This is a genomic window from Kitasatospora sp. NPDC005856 (assembly GCF_040629945.1).
Taxonomy (GTDB): domain Bacteria; phylum Actinomycetota; class Actinomycetes; order Streptomycetales; family Streptomycetaceae; genus Kitasatospora.
The window spans coordinates 86,959-105,258 of the sequence record NZ_JBEXWT010000026.1 but is presented as its reverse complement, the minus strand read 5'-3'; the positions used below and the strand labels follow the sequence as shown (position 1 = coordinate 105,258).

Annotated in this window: 16 protein-coding genes and 3 pseudogenes; 9 read left to right on the top strand and 10 right to left on the bottom strand. The window is 72.3% G+C overall.

What is annotated here, in order from left to right:
• The 4 genes and pseudogenes from ABZ449_RS18225 to ABZ449_RS18210 form a co-directional block, all read left to right on the top strand.
• Nucleotides 1–209 (top strand): annotated as a pseudogene (locus ABZ449_RS18225) (IS5/IS1182 family transposase); the annotation flags it as partial.
• A 200-nt stretch (nucleotides 210–409) separates the two neighbouring features.
• Entirely contained in the window at nucleotides 410–577 is a 168-nt protein-coding gene (locus ABZ449_RS18220) for a hypothetical protein (RefSeq protein WP_360346725.1), read from the top strand.
• A gap of 74 nt (nucleotides 578–651) precedes the next feature.
• The gene (locus ABZ449_RS18215; protein ID WP_360346723.1) at nucleotides 652–1,086 is read left to right on the top strand and encodes a hypothetical protein; all 435 of its coding nucleotides are present in this window, start codon (nucleotides 652–654) and stop codon (nucleotides 1,084–1,086) included.
• A 283-nt stretch (nucleotides 1,087–1,369) separates the two neighbouring features.
• Entirely contained in the window at nucleotides 1,370–1,633 is a 264-nt protein-coding gene (locus tag ABZ449_RS18210) for an SDR family oxidoreductase (RefSeq protein ID WP_360346721.1), read from the top strand.
• A gap of 201 nt (nucleotides 1,634–1,834) precedes the next feature.
• On the opposite strand, the pseudogene ABZ449_RS18205 reads toward ABZ449_RS18210, so the two are convergent.
• The 3 genes and pseudogenes from ABZ449_RS18205 to ABZ449_RS18195 all read right to left on the bottom strand — a co-directional run.
• Nucleotides 1,835–2,005, bottom strand: a pseudogene (locus ABZ449_RS18205) (pirin family protein); the annotation flags it as partial.
• A 35-nt stretch (nucleotides 2,006–2,040) separates the two neighbouring features.
• The gene (locus ABZ449_RS18200; RefSeq protein ID WP_360346719.1) at nucleotides 2,041–2,757 is read right to left on the bottom strand and encodes a flavodoxin family protein; all 717 of its coding nucleotides are present in this window, start codon (nucleotides 2,755–2,757) and stop codon (nucleotides 2,041–2,043) included.
• 506 nt (nucleotides 2,758–3,263) lie between these two features.
• Nucleotides 3,264–3,815 (bottom strand): hypothetical protein, encoded by a 552-nt coding sequence (locus ABZ449_RS18195; RefSeq protein ID WP_360346717.1) that lies wholly within the window; start codon nucleotides 3,813–3,815, stop codon nucleotides 3,264–3,266.
• 407 nt (nucleotides 3,816–4,222) lie between these two features.
• Between ABZ449_RS18195 and ABZ449_RS18190 the strand changes: the two are divergent.
• Nucleotides 4,223–4,498 (top strand): annotated as a pseudogene (locus ABZ449_RS18190) (hypothetical protein); the annotation flags it as partial.
• Between the two features lie 177 nt (nucleotides 4,499–4,675).
• Here the strand turns inward: ABZ449_RS18190 and ABZ449_RS18185 are convergent.
• Together ABZ449_RS18185 and ABZ449_RS18180 are read right to left on the bottom strand one after the other, a co-directional pair.
• A complete protein-coding gene (locus tag ABZ449_RS18185; protein WP_360346715.1) occupies nucleotides 4,676–6,178 on the bottom strand; it encodes a carboxylesterase/lipase family protein in 1,503 nt (500 codons plus the stop codon).
• 272 nt (nucleotides 6,179–6,450) lie between these two features.
• The gene (locus tag ABZ449_RS18180) at nucleotides 6,451–7,473 is read right to left on the bottom strand and encodes a LuxR C-terminal-related transcriptional regulator (RefSeq protein ID WP_360346713.1); all 1,023 of its coding nucleotides are present in this window, start codon (nucleotides 7,471–7,473) and stop codon (nucleotides 6,451–6,453) included.
• 296 nt (nucleotides 7,474–7,769) lie between these two features.
• Between ABZ449_RS18180 and ABZ449_RS18175 the strand changes: the two genes are divergently transcribed.
• Nucleotides 7,770–8,498 carry an alpha/beta hydrolase gene (locus ABZ449_RS18175; protein WP_360346711.1) on the top strand — a complete coding sequence of 243 codons (729 nt, stop codon included), beginning with the start codon at nucleotides 7,770–7,772 and terminating at the stop codon, nucleotides 8,496–8,498.
• Here the strand turns inward: ABZ449_RS18175 and murI are convergent.
• The 4 genes from murI to ABZ449_RS18155 form a co-directional block, all read right to left on the bottom strand.
• Nucleotides 8,470–9,339, bottom strand: coding sequence for a glutamate racemase (gene murI, locus ABZ449_RS18170; RefSeq protein WP_360346709.1), 870 nt, complete (start codon nucleotides 9,337–9,339; stop codon nucleotides 8,470–8,472). The two genes, ABZ449_RS18175 and murI, sit on opposite strands and share 29 nt — an antisense overlap.
• 130 nt (nucleotides 9,340–9,469) lie before the next feature.
• A complete protein-coding gene (locus ABZ449_RS18165) occupies nucleotides 9,470–10,447 on the bottom strand; it encodes a TauD/TfdA family dioxygenase (RefSeq protein ID WP_360346707.1) in 978 nt (325 codons plus the stop codon).
• Nucleotides 10,448–10,809: 362 nt separating this feature from the next.
• On the bottom strand, nucleotides 10,810–12,042 hold the full coding sequence (locus ABZ449_RS18160; RefSeq protein ID WP_360346705.1) for an ATP-grasp domain-containing protein: 1,233 nt from the start codon (nucleotides 12,040–12,042) through the stop codon (nucleotides 10,810–10,812).
• Nucleotides 12,043–12,213: 171 nt separating this feature from the next.
• Nucleotides 12,214–13,494 (bottom strand): MFS transporter, encoded by a 1,281-nt coding sequence (locus ABZ449_RS18155; RefSeq protein WP_360346703.1) that lies wholly within the window; start codon nucleotides 13,492–13,494, stop codon nucleotides 12,214–12,216.
• 377 nt (nucleotides 13,495–13,871) lie between these two features.
• Here ABZ449_RS18155 and ABZ449_RS18150 point away from each other — a divergent pair, with 377 nt between their 5' ends.
• From ABZ449_RS18150 to ABZ449_RS18140, 3 genes are all read left to right on the top strand, one after another.
• Nucleotides 13,872–14,933, top strand: coding sequence for a threonine/serine dehydratase (locus tag ABZ449_RS18150; protein WP_360346701.1), 1,062 nt, complete (start codon nucleotides 13,872–13,874; stop codon nucleotides 14,931–14,933).
• 18 nt (nucleotides 14,934–14,951) lie between these two features.
• On the top strand, nucleotides 14,952–16,241 hold the full coding sequence (locus ABZ449_RS18145; RefSeq protein ID WP_360346699.1) for a hypothetical protein: 1,290 nt from the start codon (nucleotides 14,952–14,954) through the stop codon (nucleotides 16,239–16,241).
• Between the two features lie 211 nt (nucleotides 16,242–16,452).
• The gene (locus ABZ449_RS18140) at nucleotides 16,453–17,358 is read left to right on the top strand and encodes a phenylalanine 4-monooxygenase (RefSeq protein WP_360346697.1); all 906 of its coding nucleotides are present in this window, start codon (nucleotides 16,453–16,455) and stop codon (nucleotides 17,356–17,358) included.
• 38 nt (nucleotides 17,359–17,396) lie between these two features.
• On the opposite strand, the gene ABZ449_RS18135 is transcribed toward ABZ449_RS18140, so the two are convergent.
• A complete protein-coding gene (locus tag ABZ449_RS18135; protein WP_360346695.1) occupies nucleotides 17,397–18,182 on the bottom strand; it encodes a class I SAM-dependent methyltransferase in 786 nt (261 codons plus the stop codon).
• Nucleotides 18,183–18,300 lie beyond the last annotated feature (118 nt).

The window sequence follows — 18,300 nt, the reverse complement described above, 5'->3', positions numbered from 1 at the left end:
CGTCATACCCGAGAAGGCCGACCAGGCGGCGAACCGCCGCAAGCGAGGAAGAGCCGGCGGCCGACCGCCCGGATTCGACAAAGAGCGATACAAGAGCGATCAACAAGTTGAAGAACTTCCGCGCCGTCGCGACCAGATATGACAAACGCGTCTACGTCTTCCTCGGCACGGTCACGGTCGCCGCACTGGTCATCTGGCTCCGCTCATGATCGACCGGACAGAACCTAGCAGCGCCGGGCCAGATTGACCGTCAGCGACCGGTTCGGCGCGGTGAACTGCGCCCGGCAGCCCTCGACGGTAGCGGGCACCGGCTGCTTTCCTTCGTCGGTCACCCCGCACCAGTGCCCGAGCCCGCCTGCACGCCTACCCCGGCGACAGCTTCGGCATCCACGACGGCACCCGGGTGGAGGTGGAGGGCTACCGCGGATGCGAGACCATCACCGACCCCACGCGCGTCGGCCTCTTCCACCGGGCGTTCCGGCTGCTCCAGGAGTCCGCCGTCTACGGGCCCGGCGCCCACGCCCTGATCACCGAGGCCCTGCACGGTTGGCAATTCCCACCTGGCCTCGGCCGTTGAGGGCCTCGGGCTGCCGGCCCGCTGGCCCTACCGTGCCGCAGCATTGTCGTTCGCCCACATCTGTCCAGACCAGAGTGGAGTTCTTCATGCAGACCAATCCCAGTGCCGGTTCTCGTGCGGCCCTGGTGGGTGGCTCCACTGTCCGTATCGGCGAACTCGCCGGGCCCGGTCGCCCCAGCGAGGACAGGGTGGTCACCACCGATCGGGCCGTGATCGTCCTGGACGGCGTCTCCACCGTCACCGACGATTCCCCGCGACCGAGGCGCAGCTGGCGGACGCGCTCATCGCACTCCGGGCGGGCAAGACCATACCGTTCGGCAGCTTCCTGGCGAGCCGGAGCGGCGGGGCGGAAGCAGGTCTCCTGGTCGCAGGTGCAGGGCGTCCACACGATGCAGGGACTCGTCCGCGTCGAGGCCGCCGGGAAGCCGACCTACCTGACCGGCGACCCGGTATGGATGTTCCCGAACCTGCAGCTCTTCACCGCACTGGTCGAGCGGCTACGCCGGTAGCCGGTTCCCGTCCCGTCCGACGGCAGGCAGCGGCCATCCGCCGGGTCGTCGCGGTCACAGGATCCACGGGCCGCTCGGACGGCGGCGGGCAACTCCTCCTGACCGTGTTCGAGCCGGACGGTGATGAACACGGCCCAGGCGAGCATCGCCGGGAAGACGAACCACAGGGATCACGATTCTTCGCGGTCATCGACATCCTGGAGCCTGTCGGTCGTCGGCAAGCAGGAGGAACATACGGATCCGATCCTTGACCGCCTCGCGGCCGGCGAGGCGGTCGCGCAACATGGGCACCGGCAACGTGAGCTACTGCGTCTCCAAGGCCGGCCTCAACGCTCTCACCCAGATCCTCGCCGCCGAACTCGTCGACATCGGCTTCCTCGTCAACGCCGCCGCCCCAAGCCAGACCAACACCGGCATGGCCTACGGCGAGACCGCCCGAACCCCGGAGGAGCCGGCCGACACCCCGTTCTGGCTCGCCACCCTCCCCGATGCCGGCCCCACCGGCGGCCTGCCGACAACAGCAGAAGTAACCGCAGCAATCAGCTGACGCACCATCGGGAAAGTCAGCAAGAGGTCAGCATCGATCCGATTGAACCCTGTCACACACGCCCGAACGTGAGACTCTCGACCCCTCCCCGAACTCGACAAACCCGCCGGGCGACGGGCACCAGACAGGCAGCGGTTCGGCCGTCCCGGCGCAGCGGCCGCCAGCAGGAGAGCAGCCTGTCCAGCCGCACGTTTCACCAGGTCAGCGCGCCCATCCGCGTGATTTCAGCGGAATGTCGGGCAGCTCCGGGACAGGCAGTCGGGCACCGTCGTAGCCGTGCACCTCACCGAATCGGGAACCCTTCTCCCAATCCGTTCGCGCCTGTACGATCTCCTCACCGGATCGGCCGATGAAGTTCCACCACATGACGATCGGACAGCACCGGGCGTTTCACCGAAGCCAGAAATTCAGCGGTGCTCGGGGTTCTCGAAGTCGAAGCGGCAGCCGGCGTCCCATTCGGAGCGCTGGTTGCCGTGGGCCGGGATGCCGCCGGCGTCCTTGAGCATGCGCGCGAGGTGGAGCTGGTTCCAGGTCATGAAGGTGGCGTTGCGGTTGGTGAAGTCGTTCTCCGGCCCGCCGGAGCCCTCGTCGAGGTAGGAGGGGCCGGGGCCCGCCTCGCCGACCCAGCCGGCGTCGGCCTGGGGCGGGATGGTGTAGCCGAGGTGCTGGAGACTGTAGAGGACGTTCATCGCGCAGTGCTTGGCGCCGTCCTCGTTTCCGGTGATCAGGCAGCCGCCGACCCGACCGTAGTAAGCGTACTGGCCCGCGGAGTTGAGGATCGAGGAGCAGGCGTAGAGCCGCTCGATGACCTTCTTCATCACTGACGAGTTGTCTCCCAACCAGACAGGTCCGGCCAGCGTCAGGATGTCGGCGGCCATCACCTGGGAGTAGATCACCGGCCACTCGTCGGTCTCCCAGCCGTGCTCGGTCATGTCGGGCCAGACGCCCGTGGCGATGTCGAGGTCGACCGCGCGCAGGACGTCGACCGCGACGCCCTGGCGCTCCAGGATGCCGGTGCTGACGTCGATCAGACCCTGGGTGTGGCTGCGCTCCGGCGAACGCTTCAGCGTGCAGTTGATCACCAGGGCGCGCAGGTCGGCGTACGACGTCGTCGGGTCCGGCACGGACTCTCCTCCAAACAGCTCTGGGAGACCGGTCCAAACACCGACTCCCTGTACAGCTCACTGGCCGCACGCAGCGGACGCTCGTGGAACTGGGCCGCTTGGCTGACGGTACGCCGTCCGGTCGACCGACCGTGTCCCTCTGCTCGGGCTCGGCCCCGGGGTACGCGTATCGCACCCGAGTGCCGGCCCGACCCTCGAACCCCCTCGTGGACAGCACCAAGCGGAGGCGCCCGGGCAGGCCGGAGGTCGGCAGTGCTCGTTCGAGCTCGTCCGCAAAGTCCCACGACGACGTACGGAGAACGAAGCGCCCGGCTTCAGGGGCGTCGGCAAGATGGAAGACCACGGTGATGTCGGGCTTCGGACCGAGACCTGATCGCGCCGCCGCCCTTCGCTCCGGTTTTGGTCCGGCCGACAAAACACGGTAGACGTTGCCGCTGCCCCGCTGCGCACAGAGCAGAGGGAGCGGGCCGTCGTCGATCGACAGCCCGCTCCTTCGAGCCCTGGGCTCAGGCGGCCTGCGCCAGATCCTCGGTGGTCACCTCGGATGCCCACGGGTCGGGTGAGTCCAGCCAGTGGATCTCGACCCGCGCGTCTCCGTCGAAGACGTTGTAGCCGCGCCGTCCCTTGGAGACCACCACGCGCCTGAGTGACAACCGGAGGAGGTCGCGTCGGAGGGGGAGGCTGGCCTCGTCCCAGGCCTCGCGGATCGTCTCGTCCTCCAGGAGGAACGACATGTCGAGCTTCTTCGGAGTCGGGTCCGCCACCTCCTTCTTCGCCTTCGCCAACGTGGTCCGGGCCTCGTGCTGCAGTCGAGGCAGGTGCGTGTCGAAGGGAGGGTCGAAGAAGCCGTCGGCCTGCTGCTTGGCCAGCCGCTGAACGCCGGCCTCCGCTGCCTTCAGGGACGCCACGGCCTTCTCCATCCGCTCGGCGTCCGTCGGCTTCTGCCGCAGCCCGGCCCACCGCTCCGCAGCGATCTGGAGGATGGGACTGTCGGGCCGCGCGGTGTTCATCTTCGTGAACCAGGCCTCGGTGACGTACTCCAGGATCGAGCGGGTCACCGAGACAGGGGCCTCGCACGGGACGCCCTGAACAGCGCGCCAGCAACGGTAGTTCTTCGAGTCCGGGGATGCTCCCCCACGGCAGCCTCGGCAGTTCACGCTGTCCGTGAGGAGTTCCCTCACCGTACCGATTCGAGCGGCCTGCTCGGGCGTCGCGAACGAGGTCCCGGTGTTGACGGCGAGGATGGCGCGGGCCAGCAATCCCGGTGGGACGACGGCGATGTGGGTGCGTGACCGTCTCGACGGCCTGTGGCGGGACGAGGACTTCGCCGACTGGTACCCGCGCGACGGGATAGCCCGTAGGCGGGTTGATGCGGTGGTCGCCCCTGACGGCGACAGCGTCGAAGGCCAGGCCGGCGGGGTTCCGCGGGAGATGGACAGCGCCCTCGGCGCGGACCGGGCCCGCGGAGGCGGCGAAGCCGAAATCGGTGGTGCCGGTGTGGCGCGAGGGGCTGGCCCACTCGGTACTTTCGGTGGACTACCAGCGCATCCTGCAGGCCCTCGCGGACCGGGATCGGCTCGGCCAAGGGGCGCTGAGCTGCCGGGAGTCGGCGGGTCTCTTCGGCTTGGAGGTCGTGCCGGCGAAGGCGGAGGCCGTGCGCTCGAAGGCGAAGCGCCTGGTGGCCCGCGACTGGCCGGCCGAGCTCGCATCGGGCCGGTTCACGATCGCGAAGGGTGCAACGGCTGGTGAGCCGGGCCGGCTGAACCGCGCTCAGCGGTGTTGCGGGGGCGGTCGACCGTGGATCGGGCCGCCCCCGGCTTCGGGGGCGCGACGCGAAGGGTGCCCCGGTGGGGTACTCCGGGTCGGCGTCGCGTGGGGATGCCGGGCAGCGGCCCTGCGCCGGTCCCGAGGGTTTCGGTCAGCGGAGGCCGTCCCACAGGAGCCGTTCGGGCCGGGCGGGGTCTTGACGGACGGCGGGTGCGGTGGCGTCCAGGAACATGACGGACCGGCCGGGCAGGTAGGCGGGCCAGGGTGGCAGGTGGCTGCTGGTGGGACGGCCGTGGCGGGCGAAGGAGGTCCAGGCGCCGCGCATCCGTTCGGACAGCAGCGGATGAGCCGACGGATCCGTCAGGGGGTCGTGCGGGTTCCCGAAGGCGGGGCCGAGTTCGGCCATGTGGCAGGCGCCGAGGGAGCCGTCCAAGGCCGGGGAGGGCTGGGTGAACTCGTAGAAGTAGGTGTCCGCGCCGTGGGCGGCGCGGGCCTCCGCGATGCGGACCGCCGGCAGGCGGTACCCGTGGTCGGTCATCGCGGCCGAGAACAGGTCGGCGGCACCGGACCGCGGTCGGGCCCCGGCGTACACGGCCCGCGCGGCCACGGGCTCCAGCCCGAGCGCGCCGAGGAAACCGTGCAGGAAGCCGTCGTCGATGCGGCCGGCCATGCCGAGCGGCACCAGGAACAGCCGGAACTCCTCGGAGGTGACGCCCGTGAGCAGATCCAGCCGGCTTCCCGCACCGGCCGCGATGGCGTCGACGGGGCGCTCGGGCAGCGTCGCGGTCCCGGCCACCGGCAGCACGGTCGTGCCGCCTCCCGCGGACTCGCCCCACTGACCCGGATCGGTACTGCGGGCGATCTCCTGGGCGAGTCGGCTGTTGGCCGCGGCCAGGTCCTGCGGCGGGACGGCGGCGAGGGCTTCGACGGTGCACTCGGTGCCGGCGAGTGCGGCCAGACGTTCGGTGACCCGGCGGCCGGTCTCGGGCGTGTGCGCGTGATGTCCGGCCCCGCTCTGGGTGACGGCCCGCCGGAACAGACCCTCGGCCCGGGGCATCGTCATGAGCGCGGTGATGCCGATCGCCCCGGCCGACTGCCCGAAGACGGTCACGTTGCCGGGATCCCCGCCGAACGCGGCGATGTTGTCGCGCACCCACTCCAGCGCGGCGATCTGGTCCAGGAGACCGAGGTTGGCGGTGCCGTCGGGCAACAGGAGGAAGCCCTCCGCACCCAGGCGGTAGTTCAGGGTGACGCAGACGACGCCGTCACGGGCGAGGACGGAGCCGTCGTAGGTGGGCAGCGAGCCGGACCCGTTGCGGAAGGCGCCGCCATGGATCCACACCATGACGGGCAGACCTTCGCCGGACCGGTGCGGAGAAGGCGTCCAGACATTGAGGTTGAGGCAGTCCTCGCCCTGGGGGCCGGCCTCCACGAGGAGGCCCGCCATGGCCGGGGCGTAGCCCGGCTGCGGTGCGCTCGGGCCGTGGACGAGCGCGTCGCGCACGCCGCTCCACGGCTCGGGGGTCCGGGGCGGACGCATCCGGTTCACACCGAACGGCGGTGCCGCGTAAGGGATGCCCAGGAAGGACGCCGTTCCGTCGTGGAGGCGACCGCGGACCTGACCGTAACCAGTGCTGACTATGACGTTGCTCATCGGGAAGTCCAGTTTCGGAAGTGCTCGGGAGGTTCGGGGGTTCGGATGTTCGGAGATTCGGGAGTTCGGAGTTTCGGAGCCTTCCTCCCGCCCGGCACGACCGCAACCGAATTCCCCCGCACGGCCGCCTCCGGCGCCGCCGCGAACGGTGGCCACCGCCCGGACGGGGCGGGGTGTCTGCCGTGCGGAAGACGCCCCGCCCCAGTGCCCACGACCGGCCCCGTTCCCACGACCGGCCCCGGGCGCGCCGCCGGCCCGTCGGGGGCGGCTCCTCAGCCCTCGTCCCCGCTCTCCAGCAGGCCGTTCTTCCGCAGCAGGTAGCCCAGTTGGAGGCGGCTGGTGGCCCCGAGTTCCCGCATGATCTCCGAGACGTGCCGCTGGCACGTCCGCACCGAGATGCCCAGTGCCCGGGCCGTGGCCCGGTCGTCGGCGCCGTCGACGAGGTGCTGCAGGATGGAGCGCTGGGTCTGGTTGGTCAGGCCCTGGATGAAGGCCTTGTCCCGGGGCTTCCCGATGGGCTCGCCCGCCGTCCAGAAGCGGTTGAACATCTCCACCGCGAAGGCCACGAGGTCCTCGTTGCGCACGATCAGGGCGCCGCCGGGTGCCTCGCGCAGCGGCACCAGGAACGCCTTCCGGTCGAAGACCAGGAACCAGGCCAGGCTCCCGGTCACCGTCCTGACCTCCGCGCCCAGTCCGGTGACCTCCTCGGCGTACGCCACCGTCGGGGGGTGGAAGCGTGCCGCGTGCTGGTAGAGGGTCCGCAGCCGCACGCCGCGCTGGAGCAGTTCGCCCTCCCAGTCGCGGGACCCGGGCAGCTCGGCGGCCGGGCGGGGCCCTCCGGGCAGCGCGGCCAGGACCTCGTGGCGGCTCTCGCCCGCGTACCGCTCCACCGTGCGGAGCACCTTGTCCGCCGACTCGATCCGCTCGAACTGGGGGCCCTGGAAGTCCCGTTGCCGGGCCGCGTAGATGAGGCCCAGTTCGGCGAGCTGTTCCCGGGCGACCATCAGGTCAGACTGGGCGCCCTGCACGCGTTCCTCCCAGCCTTCGAGGAGCCGGTCGGAGACGTGCGCCGGGTCGACGGCGGCCAGCCGGCCGGCCGCCAGCCGACGGACCAGGCCTGCCTTGACCAGCCGCTCCACCGTGGACGCGGACGCCGCCCGGTCCTGCCCGGCGGGCAGGTCCTCCAGGCGCAGCGGCCCGTCGTTCACGATGCGCCGGTACGAAGCCAGCTCCGTCAGCGTCAGCTGCACCGGTCGGAGACCGGGCCGGGTGCGTTCCCTGAGCAGGGAATCCATCCTCCCACCTTCCGTCGAGTCGAAGCCGGGGGTGGGAGGACACGGTGGACCGAAGGAGAGCGGAGCGGAACGGGCCGGACGGCTCCGACGGGGCCTGCCCGGCCGGAGAGGTGGCACGCGCAACACGCCCCCGTCACCGCGTGGTTGCCGTCCTCCCCCCGCCGGTGTGCTCCGGCCCCTTCGTCAACAGCCGTGCCACGAACCCCCGTACGTCCGGTCAGTATACTTGCGGCGACTGAGTGCAGTGTGACATTTCTCTTCTGATCAGATGTCAACTCCGTTTCAGAAAGGGCGTCATGGGCGTCGTAGGCAAGACCGTTCACCCGATCGACGGCGAGCAGCTGAGCGTGTACACGGTGACCCCGGAGCCCGGCGCCGGCGCCACCGCCGACCGCCCCGGCGTCGTCATCCTGCACGGGGCGGGCACCGGCAGCAAGGAGCGCAACCTGCCGCTCGCCGAGGAGTTCGCCGCACTCGGTCACCCGGCCGTCGCCCTGGACTTCTCCGGTCACGGGGAGAGCACCGGAGAACTGCGCGACCTCAGCCTCCGGCGGCGCCGGGACCAGGCCGCGGCCGTGATCGGGGAGGTCCTCGGCGCCGACCGGCCGCTCGCCCTGGTCGGCTTCAGCATGAGCGGCCAGACCCTCGCCGACCTGGTCGCGCTGTACGGCCGCCGGGTGGCCGCGCTCGCCGCCTGCGCCCCCGGGATCTACGGGACGGAGGCCTGGGACGTGCCCTTCGGCTCGGGGTTCACCGAGCTGATCCGCCGGCCCGACAGCTGGCGGAACAGCTCCGCGCCCGGCACCTTCGCGCGGTTCGACGGCCGGGCCCTGCTGGTGCTACCGGAGCACGACGCCGTCATCCCGCCCGGCGTCACCGACCTGGTCCGCGCCTCGCTGGCCGCCCGGGCCGACTTCTCCGAGCTGCGCCTCGCCGGGGCCGACCACCGGCTCGGGCTCTGGCTGGCCGACCACCCGGAGGACCGCCGGCGCCTCGTCAACGCACTGCTGCGGCCACGTCCGTGAGCACCGGGCCCATGAAGCGCCGTCCGATCCGCTGGAACTGGCGGGGGTCCCCGGTCGTCATGAAGACGTGCCGCGGCACGGACCGCGCGCGGGCGAGGCCCAGCTTCCCGAGCTGCCAGGCGACGTCCTTGGCCGACTCCTCCGCGCTGGAGATGAGGGACACCCCCTCGCCCATCTCGTCCGCGATCACCTCCGCCAGCAGCGGGTAGTGGGTGCACCCGAGGATGAGGGTGTCGACCCCGGCCGCCTTCGGGCCCGCCAGGTACTCACGGGCGGCGGCCGCCAGGTCCGGGCCCGCGACGACCCCGCGTTCCACGAAGTCGACGAACCGGGGGCAGGACTGCACCGTCAGCCGGACGTGCGGCGCGGCCGCGAAGGCGTCCTCGTAGGACATGGACGTCTTCGTGGCCGCGGTGCAGATCACCCCGACCCTCCCGCTCCGCGTCACGACCGCCGCCTCCCGCACCGTCGGACAGATCACCTCGATGACCGGCACGTCGTAGCGCTCGCGGGCGTCGCGCAGCATCGCCGAACTGGCCGAGTTGCAGGCGATGACCAGCATCTTGACGCCCAGGGCCACCAGTTGGTCGAGGCACTCCAACGCGTACGAGCGCACCTCCGCGATGCTCCGCGGCCCGTAGGGGGAACGCGCGCTGTCCGCCAGGTAGAGGACCGACTCCCACGGCAGCCGGTCGAGGACGGCCCGGGCCACGGTCAGCCCGCCGAACCCGGAGTCGAAGATGCCGATCGGGGCGTCCGGCCCCGGCCCGGCCCCGGATGCCCCGGACGCCCCGGACGCCCCGCCGAACCGACCGGCCGACACCCGCTCGAACTCGATCACCCCTGCTCCTCCTCCCGAGGTCCGACCTCCCGCCGGCCTCCCGCCGGCCGCCGAGCCGCCGAGCCGCCGAGCCGTCCGCCCCGCGGGTCCCGTCGACCGGGTCTGGCCGACGGGACCCGCGGCAGGGCGTTCAGGCCGCGATGGCGCGGCTCATGGTGTCCGCGCGCAGAGTGCTGGACTTGCGCAGGTCACTGGTCACGCAGAGCCGCGACAGCCACCGCGAGCGGCCCGCAGGCAGCGGCGTGTAGGCGTCACGGGCGTGCGCACAACGGTAGTTGTCCACATACACGAACTCGCCGCCCCGCAGGACCAGGGTCGCCTTGTTCCGCTGGAGGAAGCCGTGGAGCTTCTCGAGGGCGCTCCGCTCGACCCCGGTCAGCTCGTCGATCCGCAGGGCGGCGAAGTTCACCCGGAAGTACGGGTTCTCGCGGTTGCCGAAGAAGACGGACTGCTGCTCCTCGTCGATCACACCCGACGTCTCGTGGATCGGGTTGTGGCCGATCCGGAACCGCGGCTCCCAGAGCACCTCCCACTCCTCCGGGGTCAGCGTGTCGATGCCCTCGATGCTCGACAGGGTCGTCCCCGCGCCCTCGTCGTTGCGCAGGCAGACCAGGCCGAGGAAGTCGGGCCGGGTCGGGTGGAAGGCGTCCTCGATGTGGAAGCCGAAGTCGTGGTTGGAACCGGAACTGGAGTTCGCGACGTCGGCCAGGCCCGGGATCGGGATGATCGAGTTGAAGAGGCTGCCCGCACGCTGCGAGACGTACCCGATCGGCTCCCCGAGGAGGCTTCCGTAGAGCCCGTGCAGCACCTGGCTCTCGTTGATCTCGTAGCCGGGCTCGGTCTCCACGTAGCGGGTCGGCGTGGGGCTGAGCGCCTCCCGCGGGGCCGGGGAGCCCACCACGTGGAGGGCGACCTCGCGCTCGTTGCGTTTGAAGGCGTAGAACGTCTCCCGGATGCGGCGGGGCAGTTCGTGCGCGAGGACGTGGGCCTGTTCGAGGAAGTAGTGCTGGTCGAGGATCCGGGGATCGAGCAGGACGTCGTCGAGCAGTTTCCGGACCTGCAGCGCCTCGGAGTCGGTCAGCTCGAGTCGTAGAACCGAAGTCGGCATGGTTCTCCCTCTCGGGTCGGGAATGGTCGGAGACGATGGTGGGCGGTGGGTTCCGGCCGCCTCGGCCCATCGGGATGTTCGCCGGCCCCGGCGTGTTCGCCGGGTTGGCCGGGGTCGCCGTGCTCGGCGGGATCGGTGCCTTCCGGTGCTTCCGGCGCGTCCGGTGCTTCCGACGCAGGAGGACCTCGCGGCTCGAACCGGTCCGGGGAGGACCGGTGGCGCGCGGCCGAAGCCCGGTCGTATCCGTACCGGGGCAACCGGTTTCAGCTTCCCACACCCCGTCGGCCCCGGACAGGATGATCGGGCGTCACAATCGCGACTGACGCAATCCGGAAACGGGGCGCCCGCCCCCGGCGCCGGGATCAGGCGGACGGCGCGGACGGCGGATCCATCGCGATCGTCAAGGCCGCGACGGAGTCCCGCAGGCGCGCGGTCAGGGCCTCGTGGGAGGACTCGACGGCGACGATGTGGCCGAGCCTCGTCATGAACCCCCGGGGCGGCAGCGCCATGTCCTGCCCGGGCGACGCGTGCCAGACCAGCTCGTGCCACAGGTCCTCCGCGCCCGCCCGGTGCCCCAGGGCACGGACCCGCCCGTCCTGCGACGGGTAGACCATGCGGACGCCGGCGAACAGTTCGCGCTCGGGGCGCACCTCGACCCGGCCGCCGGTCAGTGCGGCGACCGTGAGCGCCACCTGGTCCACCCCGGTGGCCAGCCGGGTCGCGTACGGGATCTTCTCGCCGCCCAGCCGGGCCGCCGTCTCGATCATGCGGGGCCCCCGCGTCGTGATCCGCAGCTCCGAGTGCGTCGCCCCGTAGGTGATCCCCAGCGCGTGGTGGGCCGCCACCACGACCCGCTCGATCTCCGGGTACCCCGGGTACGTCGACGGCTTCCGGCAGATGTGGCCGAGCTCCTCGAAGTAGGGGGCGAACCCCACCTCCTTCTCGGTCAGCCCGCAGATGTGGACCCGACCGTCCTGGACGACGGACTCCACACTGAGCTCCGGGCCCTCCAGGTACTCCTCCACCAGGACCCCGGGGACGGTGTCGATCCGGCCGATCCGGGCACCGACCGCCACGTGGAACAGCTCGCGGAGCCGCTCCTCGTCGTCGACCCGGACGACCCCGTAACTGCCCCCGAGGTTGCGGGGCTTGAGGACGACCGGGTAGCCGATGAGCGCGGCGGCCTCGGCCGCGCCGTCCGCCGTCATGGCGAGAACGCTCCGGGCCGAGGGGACGCCGGCCTCCCGGAACGCCTCCCTCATCAGCCGCTTGTCCCGGCTCCTGGCCGCAGCCTCCCGCGACAGCCCGGGCAGGCCCAGGGCCTCCGCCACCTCCGCCGTGAGCTCGACGTGCGCCTCGTCGTAGGTCAGGACGCCGTCGAAGGGCTCCGTGGCGTGGAGCTTCTCCGCCAGTTCCACCACCCGGGCCCGGTCCCGCAGGTCCGCCTCGTGCGTGGCGTCGACGAGTGGGACGGCCCACGACTGCCGGGGCGCGGACTGCACCGCCGTCACCCGGACTCCCGCCGAACGCAGATCCTCCAGGATGTACCGGCGGTACACCTCGGTGCCCACGCTGATCACCAACAGATGCGTCATGACGCCCTCTTCCCTCCGTTGACTCGTTGACTTGATGGCTCGTTGACTTGATGGCCCGGTGGGGCGATGGCTCGACGGCTCGACGGGGCGACGGCTCGATGGGACGACGTGGAACCCTCGGCACGTCGATGCGTCGACACGCCCGGTCCCGGCGGGGGTCGGCCGCGCCGGTCACGCGGTGTCCGGTGCCTCCGCCCGCGCACCGCCCGGAGCGTGGTCACGTAGCCCGGCGAACCAGACGAACACCGCCGTGACCGTGGCGAGCAGACCGAACCCGACGAACACCGGCCGCGGGTCGGAGTGGTTCAGCCCGGCCAGGGACCCGGCGGCCATCGCTCCGAGCGGGCTCGCGGCGAGCGCGGCCATCCGGGCGGTGGCGGTCACCCGGCCGAGGATCTCCCGCGGCACCAGCTCCTGCCGGACGCTGCGGATCACCACGACGGCCAGCACCGCGGAACCGCTGACCAGGAGGTTGAGCGCGGCCAGCGGGGCGAGGCCGTCGACCAGACCCATCAGGGCCAGAGCCACCCCCAGGCAGCCCGCGCTCAGGGCCACCACGCCGAGCCGGCGCCCGGGCGTGGCCAGCCGGGCCGCGCCCGCCGCACCCAGAACGCCGCCCAGGCCGCCCAGGCCGACCACCACGCCCAGGGCCGAATCCCCGAACCCGAGGTGGTTCCGCACGTAGAACGGGATCAGTGTCTCCACGGCGATGAACAGGTTAGCGGTGGCCTGGAGGACGGTCAGCAGCAGGATCAGCCGGGTGTCCCGAAGGAAGCGCAGGCCGTCGGCCATGTCCGCGCGGAGCCTGCGGAGCGTGCCCCGCGTCGTCGCCCCGGCCCCGGCGGGCGTCCCGCCGAACCGTCCGATGGTGAAGATCGTCGCCAGCGACAGCAGATAGGTGACCGCGTTGCCGAAAAGCGCCGTGTTCAGCCCGAAGAGGGCGCTGAGAACGCCGAACAGGCCGGGGCCCACCACGAGCGAGGCCTGGTTCGTCGCCTCCAGCCAGGAGTTGGCGCGCACCAGCCGCCGCCCCTGGACCAGGTCGCGGACCGCCACCGTCAGCGCCGTCTCGAAGAAGACCCCGGCCCCCGAGGCCAGGAACGCCAGCGCCAGGACCATCCAGACCCGCAGGCCCCCGGTGTGCGCGAGCAGAGCCAGTGTCAGGAACGCCGAGAAACGGACGGCGTCCGTCGCCAGCATGGTCGCCCGGGGGTCCAGCCGGTCGACCAGCGCGCCTGCGAACAGGCCCACGAGGAGGTAGCCGACGGTCCGCGGCGCGGCGGCCAGGGCAGCGGCGAACGGGTCCCCGCTCAGTTCGAGGACGACGAGGGGCACGGCGAGGAACGCCAGGCCGTCGCCCAGGAGGGAGAACACCTGCCCGCCGAGGAAGACCGCGAACTGCGACGCCGACGGCTGCCCCCGCCCAACGGCCGAGCTCTTCCCGGACAGCACGGGTCCACTCCCCTCCGTCATGCTTCCCACCCCGCCCGCACCGTGTGCCGGGCCGACACGGACCGTGACGGCCCAGCTCATTGTGCAGGCGGGGGAGGCGGATCGGCGGGCCGGGCATCGGCGGACTTGCGCCAGGCGCAAAGACGACGTCGCCCGCCCGTGGCGCTGCCCCACGGAGCCCGCGCGGACGGCGCGGGTCTCCTGTTTACGACTGTCGTGATCACGACGACCGGGCCGTGCTGCCAGGGCCGGAGCCGGTCTGCGAGAGTCGGTCCGCCGGGACCGCTCGCCGTCGCTCCGGCCGACCTCGGCCCGCCGCACCCGCCCGTCTTCGGACGGCCGTCCCGTGAAACCGTCGTCTTCCGCGAAGGACTCCCGTGAACACGTCCGCGCCGCTGCCCCGCCCGGTGGACTCCCGGCCCCCGAGGCTGCTGACCCCGAAGGACGTCGAAGCGGCCCGCCATGCCCTCTCCGGCACGGTGCTGCGCACCCCGCTGCTGGCCGCCCCCGTCCCCGGCCGTCCGCTGTGGCTCAAGGCCGAGAACCTCCAGCTCACCGGGTCGTTCAAGATCCGGGGCGCCCACCACCGGCTGGCGAACGCCGACCGGACGGAGCGGGCGCGCGGCGTGGTGGCCCACTCCAGCGGCAACCACGCGCAGGCGGTGGCCCACGCGGCCCGGCGGCTCGGCATCCCGGCGACGATCGTGATGCCCGACACCGCGATCCGGCTCAAGATCGAGGCTACCCGGGCGCTGGGCGCGGAGGTGGTCACCGCCCCCGCCGACGCCTACCGCCGGACCGCCGAGGAGCTCGCCGCCGACCGCGGCACCACGGTCGTGTCCCCGTTCGACGACCTACTGGTGATGGCCGGTCAGGGCACCGTCGGTCTGGAGATCGCGGAGGACCTCCCGGCCCACCGGCCGGGGTCGGCCGGGGAGCCGACCCTGCTGGTACCGGTGGGCAGCGGCGGTCTGATCGCAGGGGTGGCCGTCGCAGCGAAGTCCGCGATCCCCGGCTGCCGGGTCGTCGGGGTGGAGCCGGAGCTGGCGGCGGACGCGGCCGAGAGCCTGCGGCGCGGCCGGCGGACCGGCTGGACGGCGGCCCGCACCGGGCGCACGGTTGCCGACGGCCTGCGCACCCCGGTGTTGGGCGAGCTCACCTGGGAGCACATCCGGCGGCACGTCGACGCGATCCTCACCGTGACCGAGGACGAGATCCGCGCGGCCGTGGCGTTCCTCGCCGGCCGGACCCATCTGGTGGCCGAGCCGTCCGGCGCGGTGGCGACGGCGGCGTTCCTGCACCACTCCGACCGACTGCCGGGCACCGGACCGTGCGTCGCCGTCGTCAGCGGGGGCAACGTGCACCCGGCCGACCTGGGCGCCCTGCTGACGGAGCCCGTTCCCCCGGCGCCGGGACCGGCGTCCGACTCCCCCCGTTGACCACGACCGAAGGCGCCCATGTCGACCGTTCCGCTGCCCCGGCTCCTCCTGTTCGACGTGCCGACGGGCCCCCGGCCCGCCTGGTACCTCCCCCGGCTGTGCTCGGCGTACGAGCTGCACATCCTCTGGGTCCCGGGCCCCGACCCCGGGCTGAACCGCGCCCGCGCCGCCCTGTTCGACGAGTGGTGCACCCATGCGACGATCCCGGGACACGACACGGCGGCCGACGAACTGACCGGCGTCGCGAAGGCCCGGCAACCCGCCGGCATCCTCGGCTTCGGTGAGATGTCACTCGAACCGGTGCACATCGCGGCCGCCCGCCTCGGGCTGCCGGCCAACGCGCCGAGGTCGCTCGCGGCCATCCGCAACAAGCACGAGCAGCGGCGGCTCCTGGCCGAGGCGGGCATCCCCACCCCCCGCTTCGCGTCCGTCCGCGACCTCGACGAACTCCGCGCCGCCGCCCGGCGGGTGGGCCTGCCCGCGGTCCTCAAACCCAAGGCCGGCGTCGGCAGCCTGGCGACCTTCCGGGTGGACGGTACGACCGACCTGGCCGGGCTCTGGTCCGCCGCCTGTGCCGGCTACGCCGCCGACCCGCGCGGCGGCTCCGTCCCGGACTTCGTCCTGGAGGAGTTCCTGGTCGGCGTCGGCCTGCACGGCGACCCCCGCTACGGCACCTACGCGAGCGTCGAGTCGCTCGTCCGGCGCGGCACCGTCCGGCACCTGGCGGTCACCGACAAGTTCCCGCTCTCCCCGGGATTCCGCGAGAACGGCGGCATCATGCCCTCGGTGCTGCCCGACACCGTCCTCGCCCCGCTGCTGGACTGCGCCTCCCGGGCGATCCACGCCCTGGGCATCACCGACTCCGGCGTCCACACCGAGATCATGTTCACCCGGGACGGCCCCCGAGTCATCGAGGTCAACAGCCGCATCGGCGGAGGGGTCACCGAGATGCTCCACCACTGCTGCTCCTTCGACTCGGTGCTGGCCTGCGCCGCCATCGCCACCGGCGGAGAGCCTCCCGAGTTCTCGCCGCCGGCCCGCAGCACGGCCTTCCTGCTGCCCCAGGCCCCGCACCAGGACACCGTCCTCACCGCCGCGCCGACCGTCGACGCCCTTCTCGCGCTTCCCGGCGTCGTGGAGGCGGAGCTGCCCTACACCGTCGGCGACCGCCCCCGCTGGCGCCAGGGGACTCCCGGCGGAACCATGGCCCGCGTCGTCGCGGTCGCCGACTCCGCGCCTCCCCTCCTCGACCTCTTCGCCGACCTCCAGCCCGGCGGTCTCCTCACCTACCGCGCCGTCCGGCCGTGAGGTCGGCGGCCCGGCGGCCCCGGGGCGTGGTGCGACCTCGCCGCCGGAGTGCCGGCCGGGGTCGGGCAGTGGGCGGGAAGGGGAAGCGGACGGCGGTGAGGCGCTCGGAGAGGTCCCGAGGCGCTCGCCGGTGTCGGGGTCGGCGGCACAGGGCCGGCCGGCCCCGCCGTGTGGTCGCTTCATCGGTGCTCGTCGGTGGCAGCATCGGTTCGTGACCGACATTCAGTTCCGTACCCCGATCGCGGCCGACGGTCGGCTCGGCGCGGCCTCGGAGCATCCGGGGTTCGCCGATCCGGTCTACCTACGACGCCGGCGGGCGATCGCGACGCCGGCTCGCGACCACCGGGTGGGCGATCCGTCGCCGCCGGTCGCCTACAGCCGTTCCGAGCACCGCACCTGGCGCAGGGTCCACCAGGCGGTGTGGGCCGCGCAGGCCGAACACGCTTGCCGGGCGGCCCTGGAGGCCAGGGAGCAGGCCCCGATTCCGGCGGACGGGATCCCGCAGCACACGGAGGTCGGCGCGCGCCTGCGGGCCCTGACGGGCTTCGACTTCACCCTGGCCGGTGGCGTGGTCGCCAACAAGCGGTTCCTGGGGTCGATGGCCCACGGGTACTTCCACGCGGTGCAGTTCGTCCGCCACCCGGCGGTGCCGCTGTTCACGCCGGAGCCCGACGTCATCCACGACGTCCTCGGCCATGGCATCCACCTCGCGGACCCACGGTTCGCCGACCTGTACCGGCTGATCGGGCGGGCGGCGATGCGCATCGACAATCCGGACGTGCTGCAGATGATCAGCGACGCGTACTGGTTCACCCTGGAGTACGGGATCCTCGAGGAGAACGGCAGGCCCAAGGCCTACGGCGCGGCCCTGCTCTCCTCCTACGGAGAGATGCGTCAGCTCCACCGCTGCCGCGTCCGTCCACTCGACATCGACGCCGTGCTCGCCACGGGCTACACCATCACCGGCTACCAGCCCGTGCTCTTCAGCGCCCGCAGCCTGGACGAGGTCACCGATACCGTGACCGCCTTCCTGGACCGGCTCGACGACGACAGCGCGCCCCCGGTGCGCACCCGCCGGTCCGGACAGCCGGGGAACGGCATGGAACAGGCTCAGTAGGACGAAACCGCTCGGGGAGTCGGTGTCCGGGCGGGGCCTCAGGCCTGGGCGGTGCGGCGGATGACGAGCGTGTCCTGGGTGTGGCCGATGGCGTAGCCGCCGGTGGGCAGGGCGAAGTGGTCCTGGACGTAGGCGGTCAGGGCCGTGCGGGAGGGGCGGGGATCGAGGGTCGCCAGGTCGGCGACGTTGACCATGAACTCGGCGACGTCCACCGCCTCGGCGAGGTGGGGCGTGCGGTAGTGGAGGTCGAGGGTTTCGAGGGCGTAGCGGTGTTCGGGGTGGTGCTCGCGCAGGCGGTCGGCGAGCGGGCCGAGGTCGTAGCGGACGCCGGTGAAGTGCGCGGCCATCCGCATGCAGGGGCTCTCCGGGTTCTGCAGCACGACCAGGAGGGCACCGCCGGGGGCCGTCCAGTCCAGGGCGCGGGTGACGGTGGTGAACCAGTCCGCCTCGGGCACGTAGTAGAGCACGTGGGAGAGGTGCACGAGGTCGGCCCGCTCGGGCGGGTGGACCTTGTCGAGCGGATCGGGGAGGACGAGGGCGTCGGGGCAGGCCGTGGCGAGCTTCTCGCGCATCGCGGCGCTGGGTTCCACCGCGATGGTGCGGTCGAAGGAGCGGCTCAGGTAGGCGGTGGTGCGGCCGTCGCCCGCGCCGAGGTCGAGCAGGACCCGGCGGTGCGGCAGGGTGGCCACGATCTCGCCGATCCGGGCGTGGGTGATCGGCTTCTCGTCCGTACCGGCGAGGAACAGTTCGAACGCCCGGCGGTAGTCGGCGCTCGTCACGTCCAGCACCCGGACCGGGTCCGCGTCCTTCGTCCTCGTCTCCACCGGCGGGCCTTCCCTGTTGACGACGTGTCGGGTCGCGCCATTGCACCCCGGGGGCGGGGCGCGGCGGTGCAGGGACGTTCCTGCCCGCGTGTCGTCCAGGTCCTTCGGCACCCGGAGG